This is a genomic window from Streptomyces sp. NPDC017246 (assembly GCF_044331325.1).
In the GTDB taxonomy this organism is placed as follows: domain Bacteria; phylum Actinomycetota; class Actinomycetes; order Streptomycetales; family Streptomycetaceae; genus Streptomyces.
The window spans coordinates 90,622-117,068 of record NZ_JBIRMW010000003.1 but is presented as its reverse complement, the minus strand read 5'-3'; the positions used below and the strand labels follow the sequence as shown (position 1 = coordinate 117,068).

Here is a 26,447-nt window from a genome sequence, read left to right as displayed (position 1 = left end):
AGGAGGCTTCGGCGGCGGGGGCTACCCTGGCGCCGGACGCGAGGAGGAACCATGGGGCGGATGCCGTCGGCCGAACGACGCACGCAGCTGGTCGAGGCGGCGATCAGGGCGATGACCAGGGACGGTGTCGCCCGGACCACCACCCGGTCGATCTGCGCGGAGGCGGGTGTCTCGCTGAGCGTCTTCCACTACTGCTTCGAGTCGAAGCAGGCCCTCCTCGAAGCCGCCATCGAGACGATCACGGGGAACTACGTGACGCGCGTGCTGTCGGCGGTCGAACCGGGCGCCACGCTGCGGGAGACCATACGGGGGGCGCTGCAGACGTACTGGGACCACGTCACGGCCCGTCCGGGCGAGCACATGCTGACGTACGACCTCACCCAGTACGCCCTGCGCGAGCCGGGGTTCGAGCATCTGGCGCGTGCCCAGTACGAGCAGTACGTGCTCTCGGCGGGCGCGATGGTCGAGCAGGTCCGCGCGCAGCGCGGTCTTGAGCCGCGGGTTCCGGTGGAGGCGATCGCGCGGTACCTGGCAGCGACGATCGACGGCCTCACGCTGCAGTTCCTGGTCCTCGGCGACGAGAGGACCGCCGCCGACCAGCTGGATCTGACGGCCGATCAACTCTTGCTGATGTTCGAGGAGTAGGGCCTCCGGCGGATCCGTCGGCGCCGCTCCCGTCGGGCCTCTGTAACCGCCAGTAGGTCATTTGTCCCGGACTCTTGACTCACTCCGCCAACACCGCGATCCTCGGGGCGCCCGGTACTCCCCCACCGACCGGAGGCTTCGCCGACCATGACCCGACCCATTGCACGGATACGACCTGTTTCGCGCGGGACCGGCGGCAGATCCGCCCTCCTGGCGCTGTTCCTCGCCCTGGCCGCCGTCCTCTTCGGCTCCGCCCCCGTCCCCGCGGCCGCCACCGGCGGTTCGTGGTGGGAGCCCACGGCCCGGCCCGCGGCCGACTCGCAGATCAATGTCACCGGCGCGCCGTTCACGGGAACGGACGCGCAGGGGAAGGTCCGCGGCTTCGTCGACGCGCACAACCACCTGATGTCCAACGAGGGCTTCGGCGGCCGGCTCATCTGCGGCCAGACGTTCTCCACGAGCGGTGTCGCCGACGCGCTCAAGGACTGTCCCGAGCACTACCCGGACGGTTCGGGCGCACTGTTCGAGAACATCACCGGCGGTGCCGACGGCCACCACGACCCGGTCGGCTGGCCGACGTTCAAGGACTGGCCCGCCCACAACTCCCTGACCCACCAGCAGAACTACTACGCGTGGGTGGAGCGCGCCTGGCGCGGCGGGCAGCGGGTGCTCGTCAACGACCTGGTGACGAACGGACTGATCTGCTCGATCCTGCCCCGGGACCGGAGCTGCGACGAGATGACGTCGATCCGCCTCCAGGCCCGCAAGAGCTACGAGCTGCAGGAGTACGTCGACGGGATGTACGGCGGCCCCGGCAAGGGCTGGTTCCGTATCGTCACCTCCTCCGCGCAGGCACGTTCGGTGGTCGAGCAGGGCAAGCTCGCCGTCGTCCTGGGCGTGGAGACCTCGGAGCCGTTCGGCTGCAAGCAGATCCTCGATGTGGCCCAGTGCAGCAAGGCGGACATCGACCGCGGGCTCGACGAGCTGTACGGGCTCGGGGTGCGGAGCATGTTCCTGTGCCACAAGTTCGACAACGCCCTGTGCGGTGTCCGCTTCGACTCGGGGGCCATCGGGACGGCGGTCAACATCGGCCAGTTCCTGTCGACGGGCACCTTCTGGGCCACGGAGAAGTGCGCGGGCCCTCAGCACGACAACCCGATCGGACTCGCGGCCGCCCCGGTGATGGCCACCAAGCTGCCGGTCGGAGTGAGTGTCCCGTCGTACGCCTCCGACGCGAAGTGCAACACCCGCGGCCTGACCCGGCTCGGTGAGTACGCCCTGCGGGGCATGATGGACCGCGGCATGATGCTGGAGCTCGACCACATGAGCGTCAAGGCCACCGGGCGGGCACTCGACATCCTGGAGTCCCAGGAGTACCCGGGCGTGCTCTCCAGCCACAGCTGGATGGACCTCGACTGGACCGAGCGACTCTACCGCCTGGGCGGTTTCGTCGCCCAGTACATGAACGGCGGCGAGGGCTTCGTCGGCGAGGCGGGCCAGAAGGCCGCGCTGCGCGCCAAGTACAACGTCGGTCTCGGCTACGGCACCGACATGAACGGGGTCGGCGGCTGGCCGGGCCCGGTCGGCGCCGACGCCCCGAACGCCGTGAAGTACCCCTTCCGCAGCGCCGACGGCGGCTCGGTCATCGACCGGCAGGTGACGGGAGAGCGCACCTGGGACGTGAACACCGACGGCGCCTCGCACAACGGCATGGTGCCGGACTGGATCGAGCAGGTCCGGCTCACCGGCGGCGGCGGTCAGGGCGTCGTGAACGAACTGGCCCGCGGTGCGGAGTCGTACCTGACCACATGGAAGGCGACCGAGAACCACGAGCCGGGGGTCAACCTCGCGGCGGGCGCGCCCGGTTCGGCGAGCTCCTCGGAGTGGAACCCGTTCACGAGCTACGCGCCGGGCCGCGCCGTCGACGGCGACGTGGGCACACGCTGGGCCAGTGACTGGTCGGACGACCAGTGGATGGGCGTGGACCTCGGGGCCGTACGCCCGGTCGGTCGGGTCACCCTCGACTGGGAGCGCGCGTACGCGCGTCAGTACCGGATCGACGTGTCGGAGAACGGCACGGACTGGCGGACGGTGTGGTCCACGGACGCCGGGGACGGCGGGTACGACACGGCGGAGTTCGCGTCGACCCCTGCCCGGTACGTGCGGATCCACGGCGAGCGGCGGGCGACGCAGTGGGGCTATTCGCTCTACGAGGTCGCGGTGCACAGAGCCTGAGGGCCGCGAGGGTCCGGCGCCGCGCGCGGATACGGGGCCGGACCGGGAGCGGGGCCGGCCGGATCGGTGATCGATCCGGCCGGCCCCGCCGCCTTCGCTCAGCTCCCCGTCGGGCCGGTCCAGTCGGCGGGGACACGGGCGAGGCGCACGCGCTGGGGGTGGTCCCCGACGTCCACGGAGACCACCCGCCGGCCGGTGGCGAAGTCGATCGCGGTCACCCGGTCGGCGCCGCTCTCGGAGATCACACAGTGCCGCCCGTCGCCGCTCACGGTCGCCCAGTACGGCTTGGACGCCTCGACGCGCGGGCCCTCCTGGAGGGTGGCGCGGTCGACCACGGTGGCGTAGTCGTCCATCGTTCCCGCGACGCAGAGCTTGGTGCCGTCGGGACTCATCGAAAGGCCGTGGTGGCGCGAGTCGTTGACCCAGGTGGTGCGGTCGGGGTCGGTCGCCGGGTTGCCGGGGAGGACCTTGGCCCGGGTGATCCGGTCCGTGGCGATGTCGTACTCCAGGAAGCCGTTGTGGAAGGAGACCTGGAAGTAGAGCTTCCGCTCGTCCGGGGTGAAGGCGACGGGCCGGACGGCGTCGGAGAGGTCACCGCGGCCGAAGGCGTCGAGCCGCTCGCGCATGTCGATGACGCGGACGGTCCTGAACGTCGTGGCGTCGACGACGGTGATGCGTCGGTCGCCCTTGGTCCAGTCGAGCCAGGGGGCGTCGAGGGCGGTGGTGACCTCGCCGATGGACATGTTCCAGAGGAGTCCGTCGGAGGTGAAGACGTTCTCGTGCGGCTTGTCCCCGGTCTTGAAGGAGCCGATCTCCCGGCCGGTGCCGATGTCGAGGACGTGCACGGTGTTCGCGGTGGAGGCGGAGACCGCGACCCGGGTGCCGTCGGGCGAGACGGCCATGTGGTCGGCGCGGAACCCGGCCACGGGGAAGCGCCAGTTGATGCGTCCGGTGCGCAGGTCGAGGGAGACGACGTCGGCGAAGCTGGGCCGGGAGACGACCATCGAGGAGCCGTCGGGGGTCGCGTACATGTCGTCGACGAACTGGTCGTGCCCCTCCCCTGGTCCGCTGCGGACGCCGAGGAAGAACGCGAGTTTGATCGGGTTCAGATAGATCTCGCGGAGGCGTTCCTCCTTGTCGGGGACGACGTTCACTCGGCCGATGCGACGGAAGTCGCCGGTGGAGGCGATGACGTCGGCCGTTCCGTCCCAGTTGTTGCCGACGAACATCGCCTCGCGGAGCCCGGTGGGCACCGGCCCCCCGGGGGCGGAGTCCGCGGCGGCGGAGCCTTCGGGCGCGGAGCCTTCGGGCGCGGCCGACCCGGTGCCGCCGGCGGTGGCGACGAGGGCGAGGGCGACCGCGAGGGCCGCGGCGAGGCGGCGGGGGCGGGTGGTCGACGTGCGGGGAGCGGTCATGCGGGGGTCCTTCTTCCGGCTCACGGGGGCGACTTACCCGAAGTAACCATGTCCATGACAACCCTGCAAGCCCTTCGGTCCCATTCCGGCCCACAGTGAGAGATCATGGGATCCGGAACCCAGAAGGGACGTAACGGACGATGAGGCACCGCAGTGTCGCCGACCTGATGACGCCGACCGCCGTCGCGGTGCAGCCCGGGACGTCGTTCAAGGAGATCGCGCGGCTCCTCGACGAGTACGGCATCACCGCCGTCCCGGTGGTCGACGAGGAGAACCGGCCGGTGGGCGTGGTCTCCGAGGCCGACCTGCTGCGGAGACACACGGCGAAGGACGGGCCGAGCACCGCGGAGGCCATGATGTCGAGCCCCGTCGTCACGGCCCGGCCCTCGTGGACGGCGGTCGAGGCGGCCCGCCTGATGGAGCGGCACCGGGTGAAGCGGCTGCCGGTGGTGGACGCGGAGGGGCGGCTCATCGGGGTACTGAGCCGGAGCGACCTGCTTCAGCTGTTCCTGCGCCGGGACCGCTCGATCCAGGAGGAGATCAGGGAGGACGTCGTCGTCCGCATCCTGCGCCTCTCCCCCTCCGCCGTGCACATCGACGTCGACGAGGGCCGAGTGACCCTGAGCGGCACGCTGGACCGCCCGGGGCTCGGCCCGATCATCGTCCGGCTGTGCGAGACCGTGGACGGAGTGGTGGAGGTCGCCGACCGGCTCACCTACGAGGCGGCCGACAGCGACGGCGCGGGGAGCCCGGCGGGCGAGTGACGCCCCACCGGGCCCCCGGCCCGAACGGCGGTCCCGTCAGGACACAGCCTCCGGCCAGCCGTACCCGGGACCGGTGTGCTGGGGTACCGTCCCGGCACCCACCGCCTCCATCTCCCGGTTGGCCTCCCGCATGAGCTTGCCCGCCAGGTCCTTCATCGCGCGGCTCGCGGCGAGCTCGTCACCGATCGCCGGTACGTCCACGTCGCCCGGGTTGCACCGGGCCGAGCCGTGGCCCGTGAGAGTCGAGTTGCCGGTCCGGAGCCGGGCCTCGGCCTTGGTCCTGCCGTCCTCCTCGACCAGTTCCATGTCGACCGTCCATTCCAGGGAGCGGGTCATGGTCTGCCTCCTCGCACAGGGGGCCGCGAGGCACCGGGACGCGGCCCCTTCCTCTCCCTCAAGGATCCATCCGCCGGGGCCGGGGCGCACGGGGACGACGGGGGCGGTCGCTCACGCCCCGCCGAGACCTCAGGGGGCGCGGAAGAGGCGCGGGAAGCGCGGCGCGAGCCAGGGCCTGCGCCCCCAGCCGAGCGCCTTGCCCCGGGCGATCACGGGCCAGGGGTCGACCCGGCCCAGGGCGAGGAGGAGGAAGGCGACCGGCTCGGTGAGGATGGTGCAGTCCGGCCGTACGGGCGGCTCGTGGGTGACCTCGACCGCGCCGTCCGAGACGAGGACGCCGAAGCCCGGGCCGCTCCGGAGCCGTACCGCGAACCGCGCGGTCAGACCGGCGACGGCGGCCGGGTCGGTCACGCGGGGCATCGCCTCGACCATGAAGGGCAGGGTGAGGTCGACGCGCCGCGCGTCGAGCATGTGGGGGCGGCCGACGGCGAGGGCCAGGTCGTAGCCGTGGCCGAGCATATGGGTCAGCAGGTACGAGCCGAGGACGGCCGGACGCATGGCGCCGAGCGGAGTGTCGAGAAGACCGTCCGGGTCACGCTCCTCCACGGACACGAGGAAGGCTTCGGCCTGGGCGGTGATCATCTCCGCGAGCGGGCCGGGCGCCCGCTCGGCGAAGCCGGCGAGCGCGCGCTCGTTGGCGTCGGCCAGGCTGCCGGGGGTGCCGTCGCCGTAGGGACGCTCCTGACCGGCGGCCAGGTCGGCCATGAGGGCGTTCGCCTGGGCCAGGTGGGCGGCGGCCTCACCGAAGGTCCAGGTGGACCGGGGCACGGGCAGGCCCGCTCCGTCGCCGGAGGCGCCGTCCCTGCCCGGGGCCGCGCGCAGCACCGTGGCGATGTCCTCGGCCGTCCCCCGTATCGCCTCCGCGAGCCCTTCCGGAAGCACCCCGCCCGTTCGTCGCACCATCGCTCCGCCCCTCCCCTGGCTCCGGCGGCCCCACGCGGAGCACCGGCTGATCAGGGACCGTACCAGCGAGTAGCTCCGTCGGCACCGGTCGCGTCGCCGACGGCTCGGGGCGCCGGTGAGAACCGTGTCACCAGCCGCGTACGCCGGTGCGCCGGAACGGAGACGGGGAGCGCGTCGCCGGGGGCGGCTTGGGCCGCGGGGCGGGGCCGGGTGCCGGTCGTGGGGCCGCCCGCCGGGGATGCCCTCGACGCCGTGCCCGGTGATCACCGCCACCGGGCCCTCCTGACGCGCCCCTGACGTGCGGAGCCCGCACGCATACACCCCGCTGACGCCGAGCGGCTCGCCGCCCCGCGTCGGCGGGGGCGGCGGGCCGCTCGGTACCCGGAGGGATCACTCCACGACGAGGACGATCTTGCCCGTGGTGCGCTCGGTCTCGCCGAGCGCGTGCGCCTTCGCGGCCTCGGCCAGCGGGAAGACCGCCTCGACGTGGGCGCGCAGGGCTCCGGACTCCACCAGGGCGGCGACCGCGTTCATACCGGAGTGGTCGGCCTCGACGAGAAGGGTCGCCACGCGGACGCCCCGGGCCGCGGCCTTCGCCGGCTCGTCCGGGTCGGTGCCCGGGAGCAGCGAGACGAGGGTGCCTCCGGGGCGGAGGACGCCGAGGGACCGGGTGCGGGTGTCTCCGGAGAGGGGGTCGAGGACCATGTCGACGTCCTGGACGACCTCGGCGAAGTCGACCGAGCGGTAGTCGATCACCTCGTCCGCGCCGAGAGAGCGTACGAAGTCGTGCTTGGCGGCGCTCGCGGTGCCGATGACGTACGCGCCGCGGGCCTTGGCGATCTGGACGGCGAGGTGGCCGACGCCACCGGCGGCCGCGTGGACGAGTACACGCTGGCCGGGGCCGACTCCCGCGGTGTCGACGACCGCCTGGTAGGCGGTGAGGGCCGCGAGCGGCAGGGCGCCGGCCTGGACGTGGTCGATGCCGGCGGGCTTGTGCGCGAAGGCGCGGGCGGGGCCGGTCACGTACTCGGCGTGGGAGCCGACGCCGAACGGGTAGGGCAGCATGCCGAAGACCTCGTCGCCCGGCTTGAACACGGTCACGCCGTAGCCGACGGCCTCGACGACGCCGGAGACGTCCCAGCCGAGGACGAGCGGCAGGCGGTTGAGGAAGATGCCGGCGGAGCGGTGCTTCCAGTCGGTGGGGTTGACGCCCGCGGCGCGGACGGCGACGAGGATCTGGCTCGGGCCCGGCTCGGGCCGCGGCAGCACGACCTCCCGGAGCACCTCGGGGGTGCCGTGGTCGTCCTGGCTGATGGCGCGCATGGTGGGGTGGTTGCTCATGGATCCAGCGTGTCGGCCGGCGCAGCCGAGTACCATGGCGTGATTGCCATGTTTCAACGGGATCGTGCCAGCCGGGCGCACACGGAAGGGTTCGTGCCATGGGAGACCTGCATCGGGTCGTCGTCCTCGCCCTCGACGGGGTGTATCCCTTCGAGCTGGGCATCCCGAGCCGGGTGTTCGGTGCGGCGGGCGGGAACTACGAGGTCCTCACCTGTTCGGTGGACGGCGGGCCCGTCCGTACCAACGCCGACTTCTCCGTGACCGTCGAGCACGGACCCGAGGTGCTGCGTACGGCCGACACCCTCCTGCTGCCGCCCTTCGACACCTCGCTCCTCAGCCGCGAGCTGTCCCCGGGGATCGCCGAGGCCCTCGCGTCACTGCGGCCGGGCGCCCGGCTGGTGTCCATCTGCACCGGGGCCTTCGTCCTCGCCTCCGCCGGGCTGCTCGACGGGCGTACCGCCACGACGCACTGGGCGGTCGCGGACACCTTCCGGTCGTGGTTCCCGCAGGTGGCGCTCGATCCGGACGTGCTGTTCGTCGACGACGGCGAGGTGCTGACCTCGGCGGGGGCCGCCTCGGGCGTGGACGTCTGCCTGCATCTCGTCCGCAAGGACCACGGCACCGCGGTCGCCAACCAGGTGGCCCGGGTGTGCGTGGCACCCCCGTGGCGCGACGGCGGGCAGGCCCAGTACATCGAGCGGCCCGTGCCCGAACCCGCGGCGGGCGGGACCTCGGCGACCCGCCAGTGGGCGCTGGAGAACCTGCGGGATCCGCTGCCCCTGAGCGAGCTCGCCGAGCACGCCCGGATGAGTCTGCGGACCTTCGCCCGCCGGTTCAACGAGGAGGTCGGCATGAGCCCGGGCCGGTGGCTCATCCAGCAGCGGGTCTCCCGCGCCCGGCATCTGCTCGAATCCACGGACCTGGCCGTGGACGACATCGCCGGAGAGGTCGGCTTCGCCACCGGGACCTCGCTGCGCGAGCATCTCCATGCCGCCATCGGGGTCACTCCGCTCGCCTATCGGCGGACCTTCCGCGGCACGGTGACGACCGCGGTCGAGGCTGTGACCGTCTGAGCCTTTCCGCAGGCCAGAGGCGCGGCCGGGGCCTCATGGATATTCCCGCGGACCCATCGGAAGTCCCATGGCAGCCATAGGTTTCCTCATTGGAAAGCCGCCCGGGACAGGGCTACGTTCGAGGACATCGCCACACCGGCGGTCTCGGACCGAGGCGCCGGGTGCGCGATCACCGCCCTTCGGGCCGGACCCCGGCCCGTACCTCCTGGGAGAACCCATATGCCCAAGATCCTTTTCGTGATGACCGGCGCCGACCACTGGACCCTGGCCGACGGTACGAAGCACCCGACCGGCTTCTGGGCCGAGGAGGCCGCCGCGCCGTACGAGGCGTTCACGGCCGCCGGGTACGAGGTGGTCGTCGCCACCCCCGGCGGTGTCGTCCCCACCCTCGACAGGAGCAGCCTCGCCCCGGAGTTCAACGGCGGCCAGGAGGGTGCCGACAAGGTCGCGGCCACCCTCGCCTCGATCGCCGAGCTCCAGCACCCGGTCAGCCTGGACGACGTGGACCTGGCGGAGTACGCGGCCGTGTTCTACCCGGGCGGCCACGGCCCGATGGAGGATCTCGCCGTCGACGCCACCTCCGGTCGGCTGCTGATCGACGCCCTGAACTCCGGGAGGCCGCTGGCCGTCGTCTGCCACGGCCCGGCCGCACTCCTCGCCGCGACGGACGCCGACGGCGCGAACGCGTTCGCCGGTTACAAGGTCGCCGCGTTCACCAACGACGAGGAGACCCAGTCCGGCTTCGCCGACAAGGCGAAGTGGCTCCTGGAGAGCCGTCTCGTCGAGGCCGGCGTCGACGTCCAGGTCGGCGAGCCGTGGGCGCCGAACGTGGTCGTGGACCGCAACCTGATCACCGGTCAGAACCCTGCCTCCTCCGCTCCGCTGGCCGCCCAGGTCCTGAAGAAGCTGGGCTGAACACCGGGCGCCGACCGCCGGGGCCCCCACCGGGTCGCCGACCGGCGCACCCGCCCCCCGGGTCGCCGGCCGCGTGGGCGCCGACCGCCGGGGGCCCATCCACCGGGCGCCGTCCGCGCCCGGCCCGGTGCCGGGACAGCGGGCCGGACAGCAGGCCGGACACCCCGTACCCCATGAGGGTGCGGGGTGTCCGGCCGCCGGGGTGTCCGGCCGCTCCACCGCCTCGGCCCTCGCGTCGCCCCGGCCACGCCGCCGCCCGTGCGCGCCCCTCCCCGCCGCCACACCCGCCATAGGGAGATGAGTAGGCTTCCTGTGTGAGGCATACGGATTCTGATGGCCCGGGTGGCGGAGCTCGGCCCGGTACGGCGCCCGCGGCGGACCTGAATCTGCTGCGCACCTTCCTCGCGGTCTACCGCTCCGGCTCGTTCACCGCCGCCGCCGGGCTCCTGGGCCTGTCGCAGCCCACCGTGACCACACAGATCCGCGCGCTGGAGCGGCAGACCGGCCGGGAGCTCTTCGAACGGCTGCCGCGCGGCGTCGCCCCGACCGCGGTCGCCCACGATCTCGCGACCCGTGTCGCGCCTCCCCTCGACGCGCTGGCCGCCGCGACGGGCCACGAGACCGCGCCCCACGAGCGGGCCGCGCCCGTGCATCTGGCGGGCCCGGCCGAGCTGCTCTGCACCCGCGTCCTGCCGGCCCTGGCCCCGCTCACGGCCGAAGGGGTGCGGCTCCGGATCACCCCGGGCCTGACCGACCCCCTCCTCGACGAACTCCGCGCGGGACGCCACGACTTGGTGATCGCGACCTTCCGGCCGCGCGGGCGCGCCCTGACGGCGGTGCCGCTCATGGACGAGGAGTTCGCGCTCGTCGCCGCCCCGGTGTGGGCCGACCGCGTGGGGGATCGGCTGGCCGAGGAGGGCCCGGCGGCGCTGCACACCGTTCCGCTGATCACGTACGCGGAGGACCTGCCGATCGCGCGCCGTTACTGGCGCCATGTCTTCGGAGCCCGGCTGTCGTGCCCGGCCGCCGTCACCGTCCCCGACCTGCGCGGTGTTCTGGCCGCGGTGAGCGCCGGAGCCGGCTTCACCGTCCTGCCGCGCTACCTCTGCGAGGACGAACTCGCCTCCGGCGCGCTCGTCCCCCTCCTCCGCCCGGACGATCCGCCCATCAACACCGCGTATCTCGCCCAGCGCCCGGGCCGACCCGCGAACCCCGACGTGACGCGCGTCCGCGACCTGTTGATCGAGGCCGGACGCGGCTGGTGACGCGGGGCCGGGGCGGAGGAGAGGGAGGAGGGGCAGGGCGAAGGGCCAAGGGGGCAAGGGCAGCGGCTCAGCCGGTCGCTCCGGCGGCGGCCCGCTGCCAGGCGGCCTCGCGGAGGAGGCGCAGTCCGTTGAGTCCGACGAGGACGGTGGACCCCTCGTGGCCGAGGACACCGAGGGGCAGCGGCAGGGTGCCCACGAGGTCCCAGAGCACCAGGCCGGTGATGAACACTCCCGCGACGACCAGATTCTGTACGACCAGGGCGCGGGCCCGGCGGGAGAGCGCGACGACCGCGGGAACCGTGGCGAGTTCGTCGCGGACGATCACCGCGTCCGCGGTCTCCAGGGCGAGGTCGGAGCCCGCGCGGCCCATGGCGATGCCGGTGTGGGCGGCGGCCAGGGCGGGGGCGTCGTTGACGCCGTCGCCGATCACGAGCACCTTGCGGCCGGCCCTCTCCTGCTCCTGGACGACGGCGACCTTGTCCTGCGGAAGGAGTCCGGCGCGGACGTCGGTGATGCCGACCTCGGCCGCCAGGCGGGCGGCTGATCGCGGATTGTCCCCGGTGAGGAGCATCGGCGCGGTGCCGGTCAGCACGGTCAGGGCGGCGACGGTGGCGACGGCGTCCGGGCGCAGCCGGTCCGCGACGCCCAGGACTCCGGCCGGCACCCCGTTCACCTTGACCAGGACGGCGGTGTGTCCTTCGGCCTCCAGCTCGGCGGAGACGGTGGAGGCACGGGCGGAGAGGACGTCCTCGGTTCCGCTCAGGAAGCGGGCGGGCGCGCCGACCTCGACGGTTTCACCGTCCACGGTGGCGGTGACGCCGATGCCCGGGGTGGAGCCGAAGTCCTCGGCGGGCGCGAGCCGGTGGCCGCGGGTGTGGGCGGCGAGGACGATCGCGCGGGCGAGCGGGTGCTCGCTGGGGTGTTCGGCGGCGGCCGCGAGAGCGAGGACCCGGTCCGCGTCCGGGCCGCGATCGGACCTGTCCCGGCATCGACCGGCCCCGTCCGGACCCCGCCCGTCCTCGCCCGTGCCGCCCAGGGCCCGGACGGTCGTGACGTGCGGCGTCCCCTCGGTCAGCGTCCCGGTCTTGTCCAGGGCCACGGCATCGACCTGCCCGAGGCGCTCCATGACCACGGCGGACTTGACGAGAACACCGTGCCGGCCGGCGTTCGCGAGGGAGGAGAGCAGCGGTGGCATGGTGGCGAGGACGACGGCGCACGGCGAGGCGACGATCATGAAGGTCATGGCTCGCAGCAGCGAGGCGGTCGGCTCCGAGCCGAACGCGAGCGGGACGAGGAACACGGCCAGGGTGGCCGTGACCATGCCGAGCGAGTAGCGCTGCTCGACCTTCTCGATGAAGAGCTGCGTGGGGGCCTTGGTCCCGGAGGCCTCCTCGACCATGCGGACGATCCGGGCGATCACCGAGTCCGAGGCGTCCCGTGTGACCTCGACCCGTAGCGCGCCGGTGCCGTTGAGGGTGCCCGCGAAGACCTCGTCGCCGGTCTCCTTGACCACCGGCAGGGGCTCGCCGGTGATCGTGGCCTGATCGACCTCGCTCGCCCCCGCCAGGACACGGCCGTCGGCCCCGACCCGCTCCCCCGGGCGGATCACGACGACGTCCCCGGCCACGAGGTCCCCGGCCGCCACGCTCTCCTCGCCGCCGTCGGCGAGGAGGCGGGTCGCGGTGGCGGGGGCGAGGTCGAGCAGCCCGCGCACCGAGTCCGCGGTACGGGCGGTCGCCACCGCCTCCAGGGCGCCGGAGGTGGCGAAGATGACGATCAGCAGCGCCCCGTCGAGGACCTGTCCGACGGCCGCGGCACCGAGGGCTGCGACCACCATCAGCAGATCCACGTCGAGGGTCTTGTCCTTCAGGGCCTTCAGGCCCTCCCATGCCGGTTCCCAGCCGCCCGTGAGGTAGGCGGCGGCGAACAGCGTCCCCCACGTCCACGCCGGGGCGCCGAGCAGGTCCAGGGAGAGCCCGGCGAGGAACAGCACCAGGGCGGCGAGCGCCCAGCGGGCCTCCGGCAGGGCCAGGACGCGGGCACGCCGCAGCGCGGACGCGGGTGCGGCGGAGGGGGGTGCGGGCTCGGTCAGGGTGGAGGCCATGAGAGAGGGAGTCCTTCACGGGAGGAGTCGTACACCCTCAACGTACAGGAATACTTGAACATCCATTCATGTGTTCATCTCCGTAGGATGGCACCCATGGGCCATGGAGTGAACGCACCGGACAGCAGCACGGCACCGCGCACCCGTCTGACCCCCGAGAACGCACAGCAGGTCGCCACCACCCTCCAGGCGCTGTCCACACCGTCGAGGCTCCTGATCCTGGCCCGCCTGCGCGAGGGACCCTGCGCCGCGACCGAACTGGCCGCCGCCGTCGGCATGGAACAGTCCGCCTGCTCCCACCAGCTGCGCCTCCTGCGCAACCTCGGTCTCGTCGCCGGCACCCGCGAGGGCCGTTCCGTGGTCTACGCGCTCCACGACGACCACGTCGCGGGCCTCCTCGACCAGGCCCTGTACCACGTCGAACACCTGCGCCTCGGCATGACCGACCCGGCCGCCGGGCCGCGCTGACGCCCGCCGGCGCGAATCAGCGGTCCAGCAACTGCCCATGGTGCGGACGAAGGACCATGAGCGAGCCCTCCGGGGTCGCCACCATGGCGAAGGGGAACCGGTCGAGCTCCAGGCAGAGCGCGATGTCGTCCGCATGGACTCCCTGGCGCACGCCCTCCGCCAGTTCGCGGGCGGCGCGTGACTCGGCGGCGCGGCGGAGGAACCCGGCCGGGTCCGTCCCCGCGCCGGTGGCCCTCCGGGCGATGTACTGGGCGCACGCCAGATCCTCGTCGGCCCGCCCGTCCTCGCCGGTGACCACGAAGGTGACCGCGTCGCTCGCGCGGGACCGCAGGAGCCCCGCGGTCGCCTCCGCCACCACGAAGCTCGCGCACAGCACCAGCGACGCGTCCTTCACCGCGAGGGCGCCGACCGTCCCCGCCGTGGTCTTCTGCACGACGGTCCGGCCGCCGAGGTCGACGGACCGCAGCATGCCCGGCGAGTTGACGGCGTCGAACCCGGGCGCGGGCGGGCCGTCCTTGAGCGCCACCCACTCCGGGTGGCGTGCCTTGAGCGCCAGGGCCTCGTCCAGCGACCCGGCGAGAACGATCTTCTCCGCCCCCTGGGCGAAGGCCCAGGCGGCCACCGTGTAGGCGCGCATGACGTCGACCACGACCGCCACGGACGGGGCTTCCACCAGCTCGGGGATACCGAGGAAACGAGCGTCCATCCGACCATGATCACGCATGCCCGAGCCGAAGGGCCCGGACCGTGTCGGGCATCACATCAGCGGTCTCGGCACGCGACAGCTCCGGCTCTCCGTGACGCCGACTCCTCGCGCACGCTCACCCGGTGACGCTGGCCGGCACGTCGTCCCAGGCCAAGGAGGACATCCTCCAGCCCGCGGGGGTCAGGAGGTACTGGGTGGTCTTGTGGCCGGACCCCTCGAACCACTCGCCGTCGTGGTAGCCGGACTTGCGGTACTCGCTGAACCGGTGGGCGATCGATCCGAAGATCTCGGTACGCGCGGCGACCTCCCGTTCGGAGAACTCGGTCAGCGTCCCGTCGGTGAGCATCCTCTGACGGGGTTCGATGAACGCGTCGAGGTCGTAGATCACCGGTTCGTCCCCGACGTTGGCGATGATCCTCCCCTGCGGAATGAAGACGTCGCGGATGACGCCGAGGTCGGGCCGCCTGCCGCCGGTGTTGGTGAAGGCGCCGACGAACACGCCCATCAGCCTGTCGAGTTCGGCCTGGACCGCGGACGCGGACGCTTCCTCGGCGGACGGCCACTCGTCGGCGAGGACCGACCAGACCTCGATGTCGTGCCGCACGCCCCGGTACGGGGAGTGCCGCCGCAGCACACCGTCGCGCGTCATGCCGAGGCGGCGCGCGGCCCCGATGCTGCGGGCGTTGCCCGCCGCGACCCACCACTCGACCCGGCTCATCCCGCGCTCCGTGAAGGCCCAGTCGATCAGGACCCGGCAGGCCCGGTTCACCAGACCCCGCCCCTCCCCGGCCTTCTCGAGCCAGCAGCCGATCTCACACACCCCGGAGGTGCTGTCGAAGCGGGTGAACATGACGCCGCCGACCAGTGTGCCGTCCAGCCAGATGCCGAAGATCCCGCCCGTGTCCGTGGCCAGCCGGTCGGCGTAGCGCTGGAGGGTGGCCTTGGCGGAGGGCAGGTCGGTGCTGAAGGTCGCCCAGGGGATCCACGGGTCGACGGTCTCCCGGGCGCGGTCGATGTGGGCGAGGAACTCCGGCGCCTGCCAGGGCTCCAGGGGGCGGAGCCGTGCACGGTCGCCGATGGGCAGAGTGAACATGTGAGCAGCGCTCCCTCGGTGCGTAACAAGCGTTCGGTACGTAAGCTAGCAGCATGCCGCCCGCACCAGGAGACCGCGCCGCCCGCCGTGAAGACGTATCCGAGACGGTGTGGCAGGTCCTCGCCGACAAGGGGTTCGGAGGGCTGACCCTGCGCGCCGTCGCGACCGCGATGGGAGTCTCGACCGGGATGCTCATGCACTACTTCCCGACCAAACGCGCCCTGATCACGCATGCCCTCGACCTCCTGGAGAAACGCACCGCGGAGCGTCCCCGCCGTGCGCGTCCCGCCGGCGGCCTCGCCACCGTGCGCGTCATGCTCCTGGACATCCTCCCGCTCACACCGGGCGACACCGCCCGCAACCGCATCTGGGTCAGCTCCTGGGACCTCTCCCTCGCCGACGAAGGCCTCGCCGCCGAGCAGGCCGACCGCTACACCCGGCTGCGCTCGACCCTCCTCCCCCACCTGGTGGCCGCACGCGGCCTCGGCGAGCTCCCGGCAGACACCGACCTGGAACGACTCGCCGCCACCGCGGTCGCCTTCACCCACGGTCTGGTCGTCCAAGCCCTCTTCGACCCCGCCAGTTTCCCCGAGGACGTACAGACCGCGATGCTCGACGACTTCCTCGCGTCGACGGCCGCGCCCTGACCGGTGGGGCGGCTCCCCCGTCGCCCCGCCCGTGCGGCTCCTCGCCCGACGCGCGGGCGGCATCCCCCGCCGCGCGGGCGCCCCGTCCGGCCTCCGTGATGTCCGAACCACCGAGCACGGGCAGAATTGACGTGGAAGTCCCGCTCCGCCGGTGAGTGACGCGCTCGCCCTTCGCCCGTGCCCGGAAAGGGGGCCTGGTGTCCTCTCCTCGACCGGGGGGTCGCCCGTCGGGCGAACAGGACCCCGGGCCGCTCTGGTCGGAACCCGGGACACTGCTGGAACACGTGGCCGTGGCCGTGCTCGGCATCGACGGGGAGGGCCGGATCTGCTACTGGGGGCCCGGTGCGCAGCGGCTCTTCGGCCACGAGGCGACGGACGTCCTGTCCCGGCCGGCCGATGTCCTCTTCCCGGCCGCCCCCCTCGACGGGGCCGGTGCGGCGGAGCGCCTCGCGGAGCGTGGCCGCACCCTGGGCTACTGGCGGGCGCGCGTGCCGACGCTGCACCGGGACGGCAGGGTCTTCGACTGCGGGTTCCGGGTCTTCCCGGTGACCGGCGACGACGGCCGTTCCGTCATCGTGGGGCTCGCGAGCGAGAGCGAGGGACTCGACCGGGTGAAGACCAACCTCGCCTTTCTCGACGCGCTCTTCGAGACGTGCCCGATCGGCCTGGTCATGCTCGACGAGAACCTGCGCTACGTCCATCTCAACCAGGCTCTGGCCGACATGGACGGGGTCCCGATCGAGGACCACATCGGGCGGACCATGGAAGAGTTCATGATCACGTCCGACGGGGGCGAGTACCAGCGCATGCTGCGGGCCGTTTCCGACGAGGGCCGGCCCGTCGTGAGCACGCTGGTCGTCCTGCGGACGCCGGGCCGCCCCGACCGGGACCACGTACGCTCCGTGAGCTTCTTCCCCCTCAGCCGGGCCGTGGGCACGCGCCCGGGCGTCGGCGGGCTCCTCGTGGACGTCACCGACCGTGAACAGGCCCTCGTGGAAGCGGCCGCCGGGCGGCAGCGCCTGGCCCTGCTGGACCGGGCCGCCGCAGGCATCGGCACCACGCTCGACGTGAACGTCACCGCCAGCGAACTGGTCGAGGTCGTCGTTCCCGACTTCTGCGACGCCTCCGTGGTGGAGGTCGTGGAGTGGAAGGACGAACGCGAGGTGTTCGATCCGGAGTCGGTGCTGCTCACCCGACGGATCGCGGCCCGCACCTGCCTGCCGCCGCCCGCTCCCGAGCTGGTCGGCGGCCTGGAGAGCGTGACCTACCCGCCCGGCTCCACCATCCACGAGGCGCTCACCACGGGCCGGCCCGTCTGCGTCCCGGTGAACGACTCCTTCATGACCCGGACCGTCATCCACCAGGCGCGGGCCCGGCTCCTGATCGACAGCGGCCTGACGTCCCTTCTCATCGCCCCGCTCATCGCGCGGGGCACGGTGCAGGGAATCACGATGTTCGGCCGCTCCGACGCCCGCCCGGCCTTCACCGAGCAGGACCTCAGCCTGGCGGGCGAGCTCGCCTCGCGGGCGGCGCTGTGCCTGGACAACGCGCGGCTCTACAGCCGGGTCCAGGACATCTCGCTCACCCTCCAGCGGGCGCTGCTGCCCAGCGCCCTCGCGGACAGTCCGTCCGTACGCGTCGCCCACCGCTATCTGCCCGGCAGCCACGCCACGGAGGTCGGCGGCGACTGGTACGACGTGCTCGACCTGCCGGGCGGCCGGGTGGCCCTGGTGGTCGGCGACGTCATGGGACACGGCGTGCCCGCGGCGGCGGCGATGGGCCGCCTCCGTATCACCACCAAGGCGCTGGCCCGCCAGAACCTGGAGCCCGAAAGCCTCCTCGGCGAACTCGACGCCTGCGCCCAGGACGCCGGCATCGCGTACGCGACCTGCCTCTACATCCGCTACGACCCGACGACGGGCCTGGCCCGCATCGCGAACGCGGGCCACCTGCCTCCGTTGCTCCGCCGGCGGAACGGCTCGGTCGAGTCGATCGACGAGGTGCTGGGGGTGCCGTTGGGCGTCGGCGACGTGCCCTTCCGTACGACCGAGATCGAACTCCACGACGGCGACACCCTCGCGCTGTACACCGACGGCCTCGTCGAGGCGCGCGGTGTCGACATCGGCGAGGGAATGGCGGCGCTCCGGTCGCAACTCGAAGGAGCGAGCGGCACGTTGGAGGAGGAGTCCGACGGCGTCCTGGCCCGCCTCCTGCCCGAACCGCCCGCCGACGACGCCGTCATCGTCCTGGCCCGGATCCGGCGCCGGGACGCGGATCCCGGGCCGGGTGCCCGGGACTGAAGGCGCCGACGTCGCCGCAGCGCGTACCGGAGACGCGGACCGCGGGCCGCGGGCGACGCCGGCACGCGCGTGTGACGGCGAGGAGCCCGACGCGTCGCGGACCGGGGAGCACATCGGCCGAAGGGCGGGTGCGGGCGGGTGGACCGACCCGGCTCATGGATCGAACACGCAGGCCCTGCACAGGTGTTCACAGTCAAGGGTGACTTTCCGGCCACACGGAGCCCGTACTCACACATGCGTGTGACAACGACGGTCGGAACGGACGACGGAGAAGCGCCACAGGGCCGGGGAACAGCCTCGGGAGGCCATGCCCGAGGGCTTCGGCCGAACAGCCCAGCCGCCGAGTCGCCTCCATGGAAATGAGTAGGTATGGCCATATTCTTTCGCTGCGATTTCCGAGAGTCCCCGAGATTTTCGACTCGTCCGAATATCTCCCTTACGGCAGTCCACGCCAGCGGAGCGTGAGGCCGTTCCGCTTCCCATCCCTGGAGAACAAATGCGCGTTGCCGTGACCGGTGGCGGTGGATTCCTTGGGTCACATCTGTGCGAAGCGCTCCTGCGGCGCGGCGACTCCGTGGTGTGCCTCGACAACTTCTCGACGGGCGACCCCGAGAACATCGCCCCGTTCCTCTCCCACCCGGGCTTCGCCTTCGTGCACGCCGACGTGAGCGTGGCGGTGGAGGTCACCGGCCGCGTGGACGCCGTCGCCCACCTCGCGTCGCCCGCATCGCCTCCCGACTACCTGCGTCAGCCGCTGGAAACCCTCGGAGTCGGCAGCCGCGGCACCGAGAACGCCCTGCGACTGGCACTGCGCGACGACGCGCGCTTCATCCTCGCGTCGACCAGCGAGATCTACGGCGATCCCCTGGTCCACCCGCAGGAGGAGGCCTACTGGGGCAATGTGAACTCCATCGGCCCGCGCAGCGTCTACGACGAGGCGAAACGATACGCTGAGGCGGTCTCCGCGGCCTACCGCCGCACGCACGGCCTCAACGTCGGCATCGCGCGCATCTTCAACACGTACGGACCGCGGATGCGCCCGCACGACGGCCGGGTGGTGTCCAGCTTCATCACCCAGGCCCTGACGGGTGAACCCCTCACCATCTACGGCGACGGCGAGCAGACCCGCAGCTTCTGCTACGTCGACGACCTGGTCCGCGGCCTCCTGGCACTCCTCGACTCCTCCGAGATGGGCCCGTTCAACCTGGGCAACCCGGTCGAGCGCACCGTCTCCGAGCTCGCCGAGACGGTACTGACGATGACCGGCTCGCGTTCCGAGGTGAGACACCACCCGCTGCCGGCGGACGATCCGGTCCGCCGCCGGCCGGTGATCACCCGCGCCCAGGAGGTGCTGGGCTGGCAGCCGGAGATCGACATCACCGAGGGCCTGCGCAGGACCGTCGCCTACTTCGCGTCCCGCGCGGACGCACTCGGCGCGTCCGCCGCCGCGATCCGCGGCAGCCAGGACGAGACGGTGCCGCTGGCAGCGGCGACCGGCCCGGCGACGCAGACGATCCCCGGCCCGGCGGCCGCGGTCGGCGGTGCGACGCCCGCGGCGGCGGCCGGTCCGTCCGTATCGGGCGGCTGATCCGCCCGACGGGCGCGTCGGCACTGCCTGACGCGCCCCGGCGGCGCCACCGCACCGCCGCCCCGCCACGTCTCCCCCGGCCGGCCCTGCGCCGCCGGACGTCCGCGGCCCCCGGCCGGACGTCCGCGGCCCCCCGCCGCCCCCGAAACCCCCGCCCCGCTGACGCACCGCCTGGAGAACTCGCTGACATGCCGTCGTTGGAGCAAGGTCCCGCCCCCGCACTCGGGACCGTCCAGGATCCCCCACTCCTCTCCCCCGTTCCCGGCTCACCGGAGGAATGGGAGGCACTGGGCGCGGAGATCCGAGCCCTGTCCGACGGCGCCGTGGCCTCCATCGGCCCGGACGGCCCGGTCCTCGCCGGGCCGTCGCGTCGGCTCAGCACCCTCCCGACGAGCTTCGTCAGGGCCTTCTCGCGCTCCGACCGCCTCGTCGTCGCCCTGATGTCCCTCGGCTGGGCCGCCTGCCTGGTCTGGTTCTGGGCCTGGTGGCTCGAACCGTCCCACCGCATCGGCTGGCTCGGACTCGTCGTCAACAGCGCCCTGCTGCTCTATCTGACCTATCTGCCGGTGCACTTCCTCGTCGCGCTGATCCGGATGCGCCGTTTCGATCCGGCCGTCGCCGTACCGGCGCTCCGCACCGCCTTCGTGGTCACCCGTGCCCCCTCCGAGAGCTGGGACATCGCCCGCACCACCTTGGAGGCGATGCTCGGCCAGGACTACCCGTACGCCTACGACGTGTGGCTGTGCGACGAGGACCCGACCGAGGAAATCCTCGGCTGGTGCCGGGACCAGGGCGTCGCCGTCTCGTGCCGGCGCGGCCGCGCCGACTACCACCGGGCCGAATGGCCTCGGCGCACCCGCTGCAAGGAGGGCAACCTCGCCTTCTTCTACGACCATTGGGGCTACGCCGAGTACGACGTCGTCGCCCAGCTGGACTGCGACCACGTCCCCGGGCCCCGCTACCTCACCGAGGTCGTCCGCCCCTTCGCCGACCCGGCCATCGGCTATGTCGCGGCGCCCAGCGTGTGCGACTCGAACGCCGCGGGCTCCTGGGCGGCCCGCGGCCGGCTCCAGCGCGAGGCCATGTTCCACGGCCCCGTGCAGCTGGGTCACTCGGCCGGCCTGGCGCCCGTGTGCATCGGCTCCCACTACGCCGTCCGCACACAGGCACTGCGGGACATCGGCGGCCTCGGTCCCGAGCTCGCCGAGGACTTCTCCACCACCTTCCTGCTCAACTCGGCCGGCTGGCAGGGCGCGTTCGCGATCGACGCGGAGGCGCACGGCGAGGGACCGATCACCTTCGGTGCGATGGTCACCCAGGAGTTCCAGTGGTCCCGCAGCCTGGCGGTGATGCTCCTGGGGATGCTGCCCCGCCACCTCAGCCGGATGCCCCTCAAGCTGCGCGTACGCTTCGCCGCGGCGCTGATGTTCTACCCGCTGCTCGCCGCGGCCACCGTCATGGGCATCACGCTGCCGCCGATCGCGGCGATCACCGGCACCCCCTGGATCAATGTCAACTACTTCGAGTTCCTCGGGCACTTCTGGAGCATGTCCGTCTGGCTCATCCTGCTGACGCTGCTCTGCCGTCGCCGCGGGCTGCTGCGCCCCCGGGACTCCGCCGTCTTCAGCTGGGAGATCTGGCTGTTCGGCCTCTCCCGGTGGCCCTACGTGGCCTGGGGTGTGCTCGCCGCGGTGCTGCAGAAGCTGCGGCCCCGTCAGATCACCTTCAAGGTCACCCCGAAGAGGCGCGACGGCCTGGAGCGGCTCCCGCTCCGCAGCGTCGCCCCGTATCTCCTCATCACGACGTTCCTGTCCGGCGCGGCACTCGTCGGACAGTTCACCGGACCGGCCGTGGGCTATGTCTTCCTCTGTCTCTTCGGCGCCCTCTCGTACGCCGTCGTGACGCTCGCGATCGGCGCGCTGCACGTCAGGGAGACGGCTCGCGCGACCGGGGTCTCCACCTTCCGGGCGTCGCGCACGGCCGCGCTGCCGCTCTTCTGCGGGCTGCTCTGCCTCCTGCCCCTGGGGCTCGCCGTCGCCATCTTCCCCACCTACCTCACCGGTTTCTACGCCTGGTGACCGTCCGGCCCACGCGGCCGATCGAGAAATGAGGTTCTCCGTGCCCCGTACGGTGCTTGTCACCGGTGGCGCCGGCTTCATCGGCAGCCACACCTGCGTCGAGCTGCTCGGCTCCGGCCACGAGGTCGTCGTCCTCGACGACCATTCCAACAGCTCCCCCGAGGCCCTGGAGCGCGTCGCCAAGATCGCGGGCCGTCCGATCGCGGCGGTCCATGTCGCCGACGTGCGGGACCGCCGGGCCCTGGACGAGGTCTTCACCAGCCACCCGATCGACTCGGTGATCCACTTCGCCGCGAAGAAGGCCGTCGGCGAGTCGGTACGCATCCCGCTCACGTACTACGACATCAACGTCGGCGGCACCACGGCCCTGGTCTCGGCCATGCACGACCACGGGGTGCACCGGCTGGTGTTCTCGTCGTCCTGTTCGGTCTACGGCGACGCGACGGCCGTGCCGCTGACCGAGGAGTCCCCGGCAGCACCGACGAACCCGTACGCCACGACCAAGTGGACCTGTGAGCGGATCCTCGAGGACGCGTGCCGGCACGTTCCGGAGCTGCGGGTGCTGGCCCTGCGGTACTTCAACCCGACCGGCGCCCACCCCACCGGGCTGCTCGGCGAGGACCCGCGCGGCGTGCCCAACAACATCATGCCGTACCTCGCCCAGATCGCCGTGGGCCGCAGGGAGGAGCTGAACGTCTTCGGCGACGACTACCCGACGCCCGACGGCACCGGGATCCGCGACTACATCCACGTCGTCGACGTCGCCGAAGGACACCGCACCGCCCTCGACCACATCGACGACGAACCCGGTATGCGGGTCTTCAACCTCGGCACCGGACACGGCGCGTCCGTCCAGGAACTCCTGCGCACCTTCGAGGAGGTCTCCGGCCGGCCGATCCCGCACCGCGTCACCGGGCGCCGCCCCGGCGATGTCGCGGAGCTCGTCGCCGAGCCGTCGAAGGTCACCGCGGCCTGGGGCTGGTCCGCCCGGCACGATCTGGCCGCGATGTGCCGCGACGCCTGGCGGTTCCAGCAGCAGAACCCGTACGGCTACGCCCCCTGAACCGCCCGCTCGACCGCCCAGCACCACCCCACCTCCTCCCGCCTTCCTCTTTCAGACAGGAGCACAGCGCATGCGACTGACCGTCATCGGCACGGGCTATCTGGGAGCCGTGCACGCCGCGTGCATGGCAGAGATCGGCCACGACGTCCTCGGCGTGGACGTCGACGCCGAGAAGGTCGCCGACCTCGCCGAAGGCCGACCGCCCTTCTACGAGCCGGGATTCGAGGACCTGCTGGCCCGGTCCCTCGGCTCCGGGCGCCTGCGCTTCACCACCGACCTGCGTGAGGCGGCGGCGCACGGCGAGGTCCACTTCATCTGCGTCGGCACCCCGCAGCAGGCCGGCTCCCACGCCGCCGACCTGCGCTACGTCGACGCCGTCGTCGACGGGCTGGCGCCGCACCTCTCCGCGCCCTGTCTGATCGTCGGCAAGTCCACGGTCCCGGTCGGCACGACCGCCCGCCTGGCCTCCCGCGTCGCGCGTCTGGCGCCTCCGGGAGTGCGCGCGGAGCTCGCCTGGAACCCGGAGTTCCTGCGCGAGGGCTTCGCCGTCGAGGACACGCTCCGGCCGGACCGGATCGTCACGGGCGTGACCGGCGCGGAGGCGGACGAGACGCTGCGCCGCGTGTACGCCCCGATGCTGGCGGCGGGCGTCCCCTACATCCGCACCGACCCGAACACGGCGGAGCTGGTCAAGGTCGCGGCCAACTCCTTCCTCGCCACGAAGATCTCCTTCATCAACGCGATGGCCGAGATCTGCGACGCCGCGGACGCGGACGTCGTCACGCTCGCCGACGCCCTCGGCCACGACAACCGGATCGGCCGGCGGTTCCTGAACGCGGGTCTCGGCTTCGGCGGCGGCTGCCTGCCCAAGGACATCCGGGCGTTCACCGCCCGCGCGCAGGAGCTCGGCGCCGGTCCCGCGGTGGCGTTCCTCGACCAGGTCGACGAGATCAACCAGCGGCAGCGGAGCCGGACCGTCCTGCTCGCCCGGCGGATGCTCGGCGGCGACCTCGACGGTGCGCGGATCACGGTGCTGGGCGCCACGTTCAAGCCGGACAGCGACGACGTACGGGACTCGCCCGCGCTCGCCGTGGCGGCCGAGCTGCACCGGCAGGGCGCGCAGGTCCGGGTGCACGACCCCGAGGGCGCGGCCAAGGCGCGACTCGCCCACCCGGAGCTGTGGTGCGGCGCGGACCTGCTCGCGGCCTGCCAGGGCGCGGAACTCGTGCTGCACCTCACCGAGTGGGGCCAGTACCGCGAGCTGGATCCGGACAAGCTGGCCCGTGTGGTGCGCACCCCTCTTCTCATCGACGGGCGCAACGCGCTCCCGCACGACGCGTGGCGCGCGGCCGGCTGGACCGTGAAGGCGCTGGGCCGGCCGGCGCCGTCGCCGTCGCCGGAGGGGCGACGCTCCGCCGCGCCGGCCGTGGAAGCCCTGCGCACGGTCATCGCCTCCCCGTCCGCAGGTCCGGACGTGGTCGGGGTGCCGGCCGCCGTACTGCCCGGCGGACCGGTCAGCGGGACGTAGCGAGCCCCGGCGGGAAGAACCGCGTGCTGCCCGGCCCTGACGGTCTCCGACCGGCACGGCCGGGCAACGCCGTTTCGCCTCGGGCAGGTCGGCCCGGCAACCACCGTTCCGTGCCCGGCCGGCACGGCCCGGCAACCGCCGTTCCGTCCCCCGGCCGGCACGGTCCGGCACTCGCGGTTCCGTGCTCGGCCGGTTCGCCGTGGCCGCCCGGGACGGCTCAGTCGGTGGTGCCGGGCTGGACCGCCCCGACCACCGGCCGCCCCGACACCTGGTTGCCGAAGTAGTCGACGGGACCGATCTCGATGCCCAGGGTCGCCGGATCCAGTCCGAGGGGCACCTGGCCGTCGCAGTCGGGAGCCAGGCTCTCGGCGCCGGCACCGGCGCCGTCCGCGACCGGCGCGGTCAGGCCCCTCAGGCACGGGTCCTCGCTGAAGCCGGTCGGGTTGCCCTCCAGGGTCTCCTGGCCACTCGCCGTGCGCCAGCCGTCCAGCGAGGCGTAGCGGTCCGCGCCCCACTCCAGAGCCCAACGGCCGGTGCTGTAGTAGTCGTTGCCCTGGAGCAGGACCTTGCTCTTGCGGTACGACGACTGCGCCTCGACCAGGGGGCCGCCGTCGGTCGCGAGGATGTTGTTGAAGACGCGCACGTCCGTCATGCCGTCGCGCAGCCGCAGTGCCGGGGCGCGGAAGCCCGCGACCTCCGTGGAACCGAGACCCTCGGTGCGCATCACGACCGTGTTGTGGTGGATGTCCAGGCCCTTCATACGGGTGCCGTAGGCGACGATGCCGCCGTACTCGGGCAGCTTCCTGGCGTCGTCCCAGCTCATGTTGAAGCGGACGACGTTGTTCTTGTGCGCCCCGGTCGGCTTCCCGGAGTAGACCAGGAAGCCGGGACCGTCGTTGCCGTAGGCGAGGTTGTACTGCATGACGGAGGAGGACACGTTGTTGTCGAGGCCGAACCCGCCGCCGTCGACTCGGGAGCCGGTGCGGTTGTGGTAGGACCTGTTCCGCTCCAGGACCACGCGGGAGGAGTCGTAGACCCAGATGCCCTCGGGACCCTCCACCGCGCCGGCGGCGGACTTCGCGCCGTTGTCGTGGGCCACGGATCGCACCACCTTCGCGTCCAGCACGCTGCCGAGGGAGATGCCGCTGCCGGTGTTCCGCTCGATGCTCTTCGGATCACCCGTGTTGGCGTACGCCCTGACGCCTTCGATCCGGAGTCCGGAGTGCGCGTAGGCGGGACGCTCGGCCCTGAAGTCGGGCCCGTAGACGACGAGCCCGGTCTCGAGGTTGTGGTGCACGGAGACGTCGGTGATCCGCACGTCGCTGTAGCCGACGACGGCGTCCTCGTCGACGCCGACACTGATCCCGTTCTGGAAGCCGCTCGCCTCCACGTTCGTGATCCTGACGTGGCTGAGCCGTCGGGTCCCCGGCCGGCTGCTGCGGAGGGCGATGCCGACCCCCTCGCGTCGCGACGTACGGTCGCCGACGAGCGCGATGTTCCTGATCTCCACGCCGGCGGTGTCGCGCACGGTGATGCCGGAGGTTCCCCGCGGGGCGATCGTGGCGCGGCCGGCGCCGTACGACTCGATCACGACCGGCTTCGTCCCGCTGCCCGCCTCGCCCTCGTCCAGGGTGACGCTGCCGGCGAACCGTTCACCGCCCTTGAGCCGCAGGCGGTCGCCCGGCTGGAACCGTGCGCCGTTCGCGTGGTCGAGGGTCCGCCACGCCTTCTCCGGCGACATGCCGTCGTTGTCGTCGTCACCGCCTGGGCTCACGTAGAACGTGAACGGACCGCCGGTGACAGGGCGGGCCGGCCGGTAGACACCGGGTACATCACATCCTGTCACCAACAGAAGTACCGCGGCCGAGACACCGACGACGCCCCTCGACGTCCGACTCCGCTTCTCCACGTTCACGCACA

General features: G+C 72.5%; 21 protein-coding genes. 13 read left to right on the top strand and 8 right to left on the bottom strand.

Going from position 1 to position 26,447, the window contains the following annotated elements; genetic code table 11:
* Positions 1–51 precede the first annotated feature (51 nt).
* On the top strand, positions 52–645 hold the full coding sequence (locus ACH4MY_RS09125; protein ID WP_397999725.1) for a TetR/AcrR family transcriptional regulator: 594 nt from the start codon (positions 52–54) through the stop codon (positions 643–645).
* A gap of 147 nt (positions 646–792) precedes the next feature.
* Positions 793–2,880, top strand: coding sequence for a discoidin domain-containing protein (locus ACH4MY_RS09120; protein ID WP_397999722.1), 2,088 nt, complete (start codon positions 793–795; stop codon positions 2,878–2,880).
* A 98-nt stretch (positions 2,881–2,978) separates the two neighbouring features.
* Here the strand turns inward: ACH4MY_RS09120 and ACH4MY_RS09115 are convergent, their stop codons facing one another.
* On the bottom strand, positions 2,979–4,295 hold the full coding sequence (locus tag ACH4MY_RS09115; protein WP_397999719.1) for a YncE family protein: 1,317 nt from the start codon (positions 4,293–4,295) through the stop codon (positions 2,979–2,981).
* A 140-nt stretch (positions 4,296–4,435) separates the two neighbouring features.
* On the opposite strand from ACH4MY_RS09115, the gene ACH4MY_RS09110 reads away from it, so the two are divergent.
* Positions 4,436–5,059: a CBS domain-containing protein gene (locus tag ACH4MY_RS09110; protein ID WP_397999716.1), complete on the top strand. Its 624-nt coding sequence runs from the start codon at positions 4,436–4,438 to the stop codon at positions 5,057–5,059.
* Positions 5,060–5,095: 36 nt separating this feature from the next.
* On the opposite strand, the gene ACH4MY_RS09105 is transcribed toward ACH4MY_RS09110, so the two are convergent.
* The 3 genes from ACH4MY_RS09105 to ACH4MY_RS09095 all read right to left on the bottom strand — a co-directional run bounded on the left by ACH4MY_RS09105 (position 5,096) and on the right by ACH4MY_RS09095 (position 7,699).
* Entirely contained in the window at positions 5,096–5,395 is a 300-nt protein-coding gene (locus ACH4MY_RS09105; protein ID WP_397999713.1) for a DUF1876 domain-containing protein, read from the bottom strand.
* A gap of 129 nt (positions 5,396–5,524) precedes the next feature.
* Positions 5,525–6,358 carry a maleylpyruvate isomerase family mycothiol-dependent enzyme gene (locus ACH4MY_RS09100; RefSeq protein ID WP_397999710.1) on the bottom strand — a complete coding sequence of 278 codons (834 nt, stop codon included), beginning with the start codon at positions 6,356–6,358 and terminating at the stop codon, positions 5,525–5,527.
* Positions 6,359–6,748: 390 nt separating this feature from the next.
* The gene (locus ACH4MY_RS09095; RefSeq protein WP_397999708.1) at positions 6,749–7,699 is read right to left on the bottom strand and encodes an NADP-dependent oxidoreductase; all 951 of its coding nucleotides are present in this window, start codon (positions 7,697–7,699) and stop codon (positions 6,749–6,751) included.
* 98 nt (positions 7,700–7,797) lie between these two features.
* Here ACH4MY_RS09095 and ACH4MY_RS09090 point away from each other — a divergent pair, with 98 nt between their 5' ends.
* From ACH4MY_RS09090 to ACH4MY_RS09080, 3 genes are all read left to right on the top strand, one after another.
* Positions 7,798–8,772 carry a GlxA family transcriptional regulator gene (locus ACH4MY_RS09090; protein ID WP_397999704.1) on the top strand — a complete coding sequence of 325 codons (975 nt, stop codon included), beginning with the start codon at positions 7,798–7,800 and terminating at the stop codon, positions 8,770–8,772.
* A 219-nt stretch (positions 8,773–8,991) separates the two neighbouring features.
* On the top strand, positions 8,992–9,687 hold the full coding sequence (locus tag ACH4MY_RS09085; protein ID WP_397999701.1) for a type 1 glutamine amidotransferase domain-containing protein: 696 nt from the start codon (positions 8,992–8,994) through the stop codon (positions 9,685–9,687).
* Between the two features lie 314 nt (positions 9,688–10,001).
* Entirely contained in the window at positions 10,002–10,952 is a 951-nt protein-coding gene (locus ACH4MY_RS09080; RefSeq protein WP_397999698.1) for a LysR family transcriptional regulator, read from the top strand.
* Between the two features lie 67 nt (positions 10,953–11,019).
* On the opposite strand, the gene ACH4MY_RS09075 is transcribed toward ACH4MY_RS09080, so the two are convergent.
* The gene (locus ACH4MY_RS09075) at positions 11,020–13,056 is read right to left on the bottom strand and encodes a heavy metal translocating P-type ATPase (protein ID WP_397999695.1); all 2,037 of its coding nucleotides are present in this window, start codon (positions 13,054–13,056) and stop codon (positions 11,020–11,022) included.
* 96 nt (positions 13,057–13,152) lie between these two features.
* Here ACH4MY_RS09075 and ACH4MY_RS09070 point away from each other — a divergent pair, with 96 nt between their 5' ends.
* Positions 13,153–13,524, top strand: coding sequence for an ArsR/SmtB family transcription factor (locus tag ACH4MY_RS09070; RefSeq protein ID WP_397999692.1), 372 nt, complete (start codon positions 13,153–13,155; stop codon positions 13,522–13,524).
* A gap of 16 nt (positions 13,525–13,540) precedes the next feature.
* Here the strand turns inward: ACH4MY_RS09070 and ACH4MY_RS09065 are convergent, their stop codons facing one another.
* On the bottom strand, positions 13,541–14,230 hold the full coding sequence (locus tag ACH4MY_RS09065; protein ID WP_397999690.1) for a 2-phosphosulfolactate phosphatase: 690 nt from the start codon (positions 14,228–14,230) through the stop codon (positions 13,541–13,543).
* Between the two features lie 115 nt (positions 14,231–14,345).
* Positions 14,346–15,323 (bottom strand): GNAT family N-acetyltransferase, encoded by a 978-nt coding sequence (locus tag ACH4MY_RS09060; RefSeq protein WP_397999687.1) that lies wholly within the window; start codon positions 15,321–15,323, stop codon positions 14,346–14,348.
* 53 nt (positions 15,324–15,376) lie between these two features.
* Here ACH4MY_RS09060 and ACH4MY_RS09055 point away from each other — a divergent pair, with 53 nt between their 5' ends.
* The 6 genes from ACH4MY_RS09055 to ACH4MY_RS09030 all read left to right on the top strand — a co-directional run bounded on the left by ACH4MY_RS09055 (position 15,377) and on the right by ACH4MY_RS09030 (position 24,527).
* On the top strand, positions 15,377–15,970 hold the full coding sequence (locus ACH4MY_RS09055) for a TetR/AcrR family transcriptional regulator (RefSeq protein ID WP_397999684.1): 594 nt from the start codon (positions 15,377–15,379) through the stop codon (positions 15,968–15,970).
* A 155-nt stretch (positions 15,971–16,125) separates the two neighbouring features.
* Positions 16,126–18,270 (top strand): SpoIIE family protein phosphatase, encoded by a 2,145-nt coding sequence (locus tag ACH4MY_RS09050; protein WP_397999681.1) that lies wholly within the window; start codon positions 16,126–16,128, stop codon positions 18,268–18,270.
* 496 nt (positions 18,271–18,766) lie between these two features.
* Positions 18,767–19,858: a UDP-glucuronic acid decarboxylase family protein gene (locus tag ACH4MY_RS09045; RefSeq protein ID WP_397999678.1), complete on the top strand. Its 1,092-nt coding sequence runs from the start codon at positions 18,767–18,769 to the stop codon at positions 19,856–19,858.
* Positions 19,859–20,046: 188 nt separating this feature from the next.
* On the top strand, positions 20,047–21,936 hold the full coding sequence (locus ACH4MY_RS09040) for a glycosyltransferase family 2 protein (RefSeq protein WP_397999675.1): 1,890 nt from the start codon (positions 20,047–20,049) through the stop codon (positions 21,934–21,936).
* 40 nt (positions 21,937–21,976) lie between these two features.
* A complete protein-coding gene (galE, locus tag ACH4MY_RS09035) occupies positions 21,977–22,999 on the top strand; it encodes a UDP-glucose 4-epimerase GalE (protein WP_397999673.1) in 1,023 nt (340 codons plus the stop codon).
* 70 nt (positions 23,000–23,069) lie between these two features.
* Entirely contained in the window at positions 23,070–24,527 is a 1,458-nt protein-coding gene (locus tag ACH4MY_RS09030) for a UDP-glucose dehydrogenase family protein (protein ID WP_397999670.1), read from the top strand.
* Between the two features lie 217 nt (positions 24,528–24,744).
* On the opposite strand, the gene ACH4MY_RS09025 is transcribed toward ACH4MY_RS09030, so the two are convergent.
* Positions 24,745–26,301: a right-handed parallel beta-helix repeat-containing protein gene (locus ACH4MY_RS09025; protein WP_397999667.1), complete on the bottom strand. Its 1,557-nt coding sequence runs from the start codon at positions 26,299–26,301 to the stop codon at positions 24,745–24,747.
* Between the last annotated feature and the right edge of the window lie 146 nt (positions 26,302–26,447).

Coding starts and splice junctions, on each gene's coding strand:
- ACH4MY_RS09125 (WP_397999725.1), top strand. CDS start 52: ATGGGGCGGATGCCGTCGGCCGAACGACGCACGCAGCTGGTCGAGGCG.
- ACH4MY_RS09120 (WP_397999722.1), top strand. CDS start 793: ATGACCCGACCCATTGCACGGATACGACCTGTTTCGCGCGGGACCGGC.
- ACH4MY_RS09115 (WP_397999719.1), bottom strand. CDS start 4,295: ATGACCGCTCCCCGCACGTCGACCACCCGCCCCCGCCGCCTCGCCGCG.
- ACH4MY_RS09110 (WP_397999716.1), top strand. CDS start 4,436: ATGAGGCACCGCAGTGTCGCCGACCTGATGACGCCGACCGCCGTCGCG.
- ACH4MY_RS09105 (WP_397999713.1), bottom strand. CDS start 5,395: ATGACCCGCTCCCTGGAATGGACGGTCGACATGGAACTGGTCGAGGAG.
- ACH4MY_RS09100 (WP_397999710.1), bottom strand. CDS start 6,358: ATGGTGCGACGAACGGGCGGGGTGCTTCCGGAAGGGCTCGCGGAGGCG.
- ACH4MY_RS09095 (WP_397999708.1), bottom strand. CDS start 7,699: ATGAGCAACCACCCCACCATGCGCGCCATCAGCCAGGACGACCACGGC.
- ACH4MY_RS09090 (WP_397999704.1), top strand. CDS start 7,798: ATGGGAGACCTGCATCGGGTCGTCGTCCTCGCCCTCGACGGGGTGTAT.
- ACH4MY_RS09085 (WP_397999701.1), top strand. CDS start 8,992: ATGCCCAAGATCCTTTTCGTGATGACCGGCGCCGACCACTGGACCCTG.
- ACH4MY_RS09075 (WP_397999695.1), bottom strand. CDS start 13,056: ATGGCCTCCACCCTGACCGAGCCCGCACCCCCCTCCGCCGCACCCGCG.
- ACH4MY_RS09070 (WP_397999692.1), top strand. CDS start 13,153: ATGGGCCATGGAGTGAACGCACCGGACAGCAGCACGGCACCGCGCACC.
- ACH4MY_RS09065 (WP_397999690.1), bottom strand. CDS start 14,230: ATGGACGCTCGTTTCCTCGGTATCCCCGAGCTGGTGGAAGCCCCGTCC.
- ACH4MY_RS09060 (WP_397999687.1), bottom strand. CDS start 15,323: ATGTTCACTCTGCCCATCGGCGACCGTGCACGGCTCCGCCCCCTGGAG.
- ACH4MY_RS09055 (WP_397999684.1), top strand. CDS start 15,377: ATGCCGCCCGCACCAGGAGACCGCGCCGCCCGCCGTGAAGACGTATCC.
- ACH4MY_RS09045 (WP_397999678.1), top strand. CDS start 18,767: ATGCGCGTTGCCGTGACCGGTGGCGGTGGATTCCTTGGGTCACATCTG.
- ACH4MY_RS09040 (WP_397999675.1), top strand. CDS start 20,047: ATGCCGTCGTTGGAGCAAGGTCCCGCCCCCGCACTCGGGACCGTCCAG.
- ACH4MY_RS09030 (WP_397999670.1), top strand. CDS start 23,070: ATGCGACTGACCGTCATCGGCACGGGCTATCTGGGAGCCGTGCACGCC.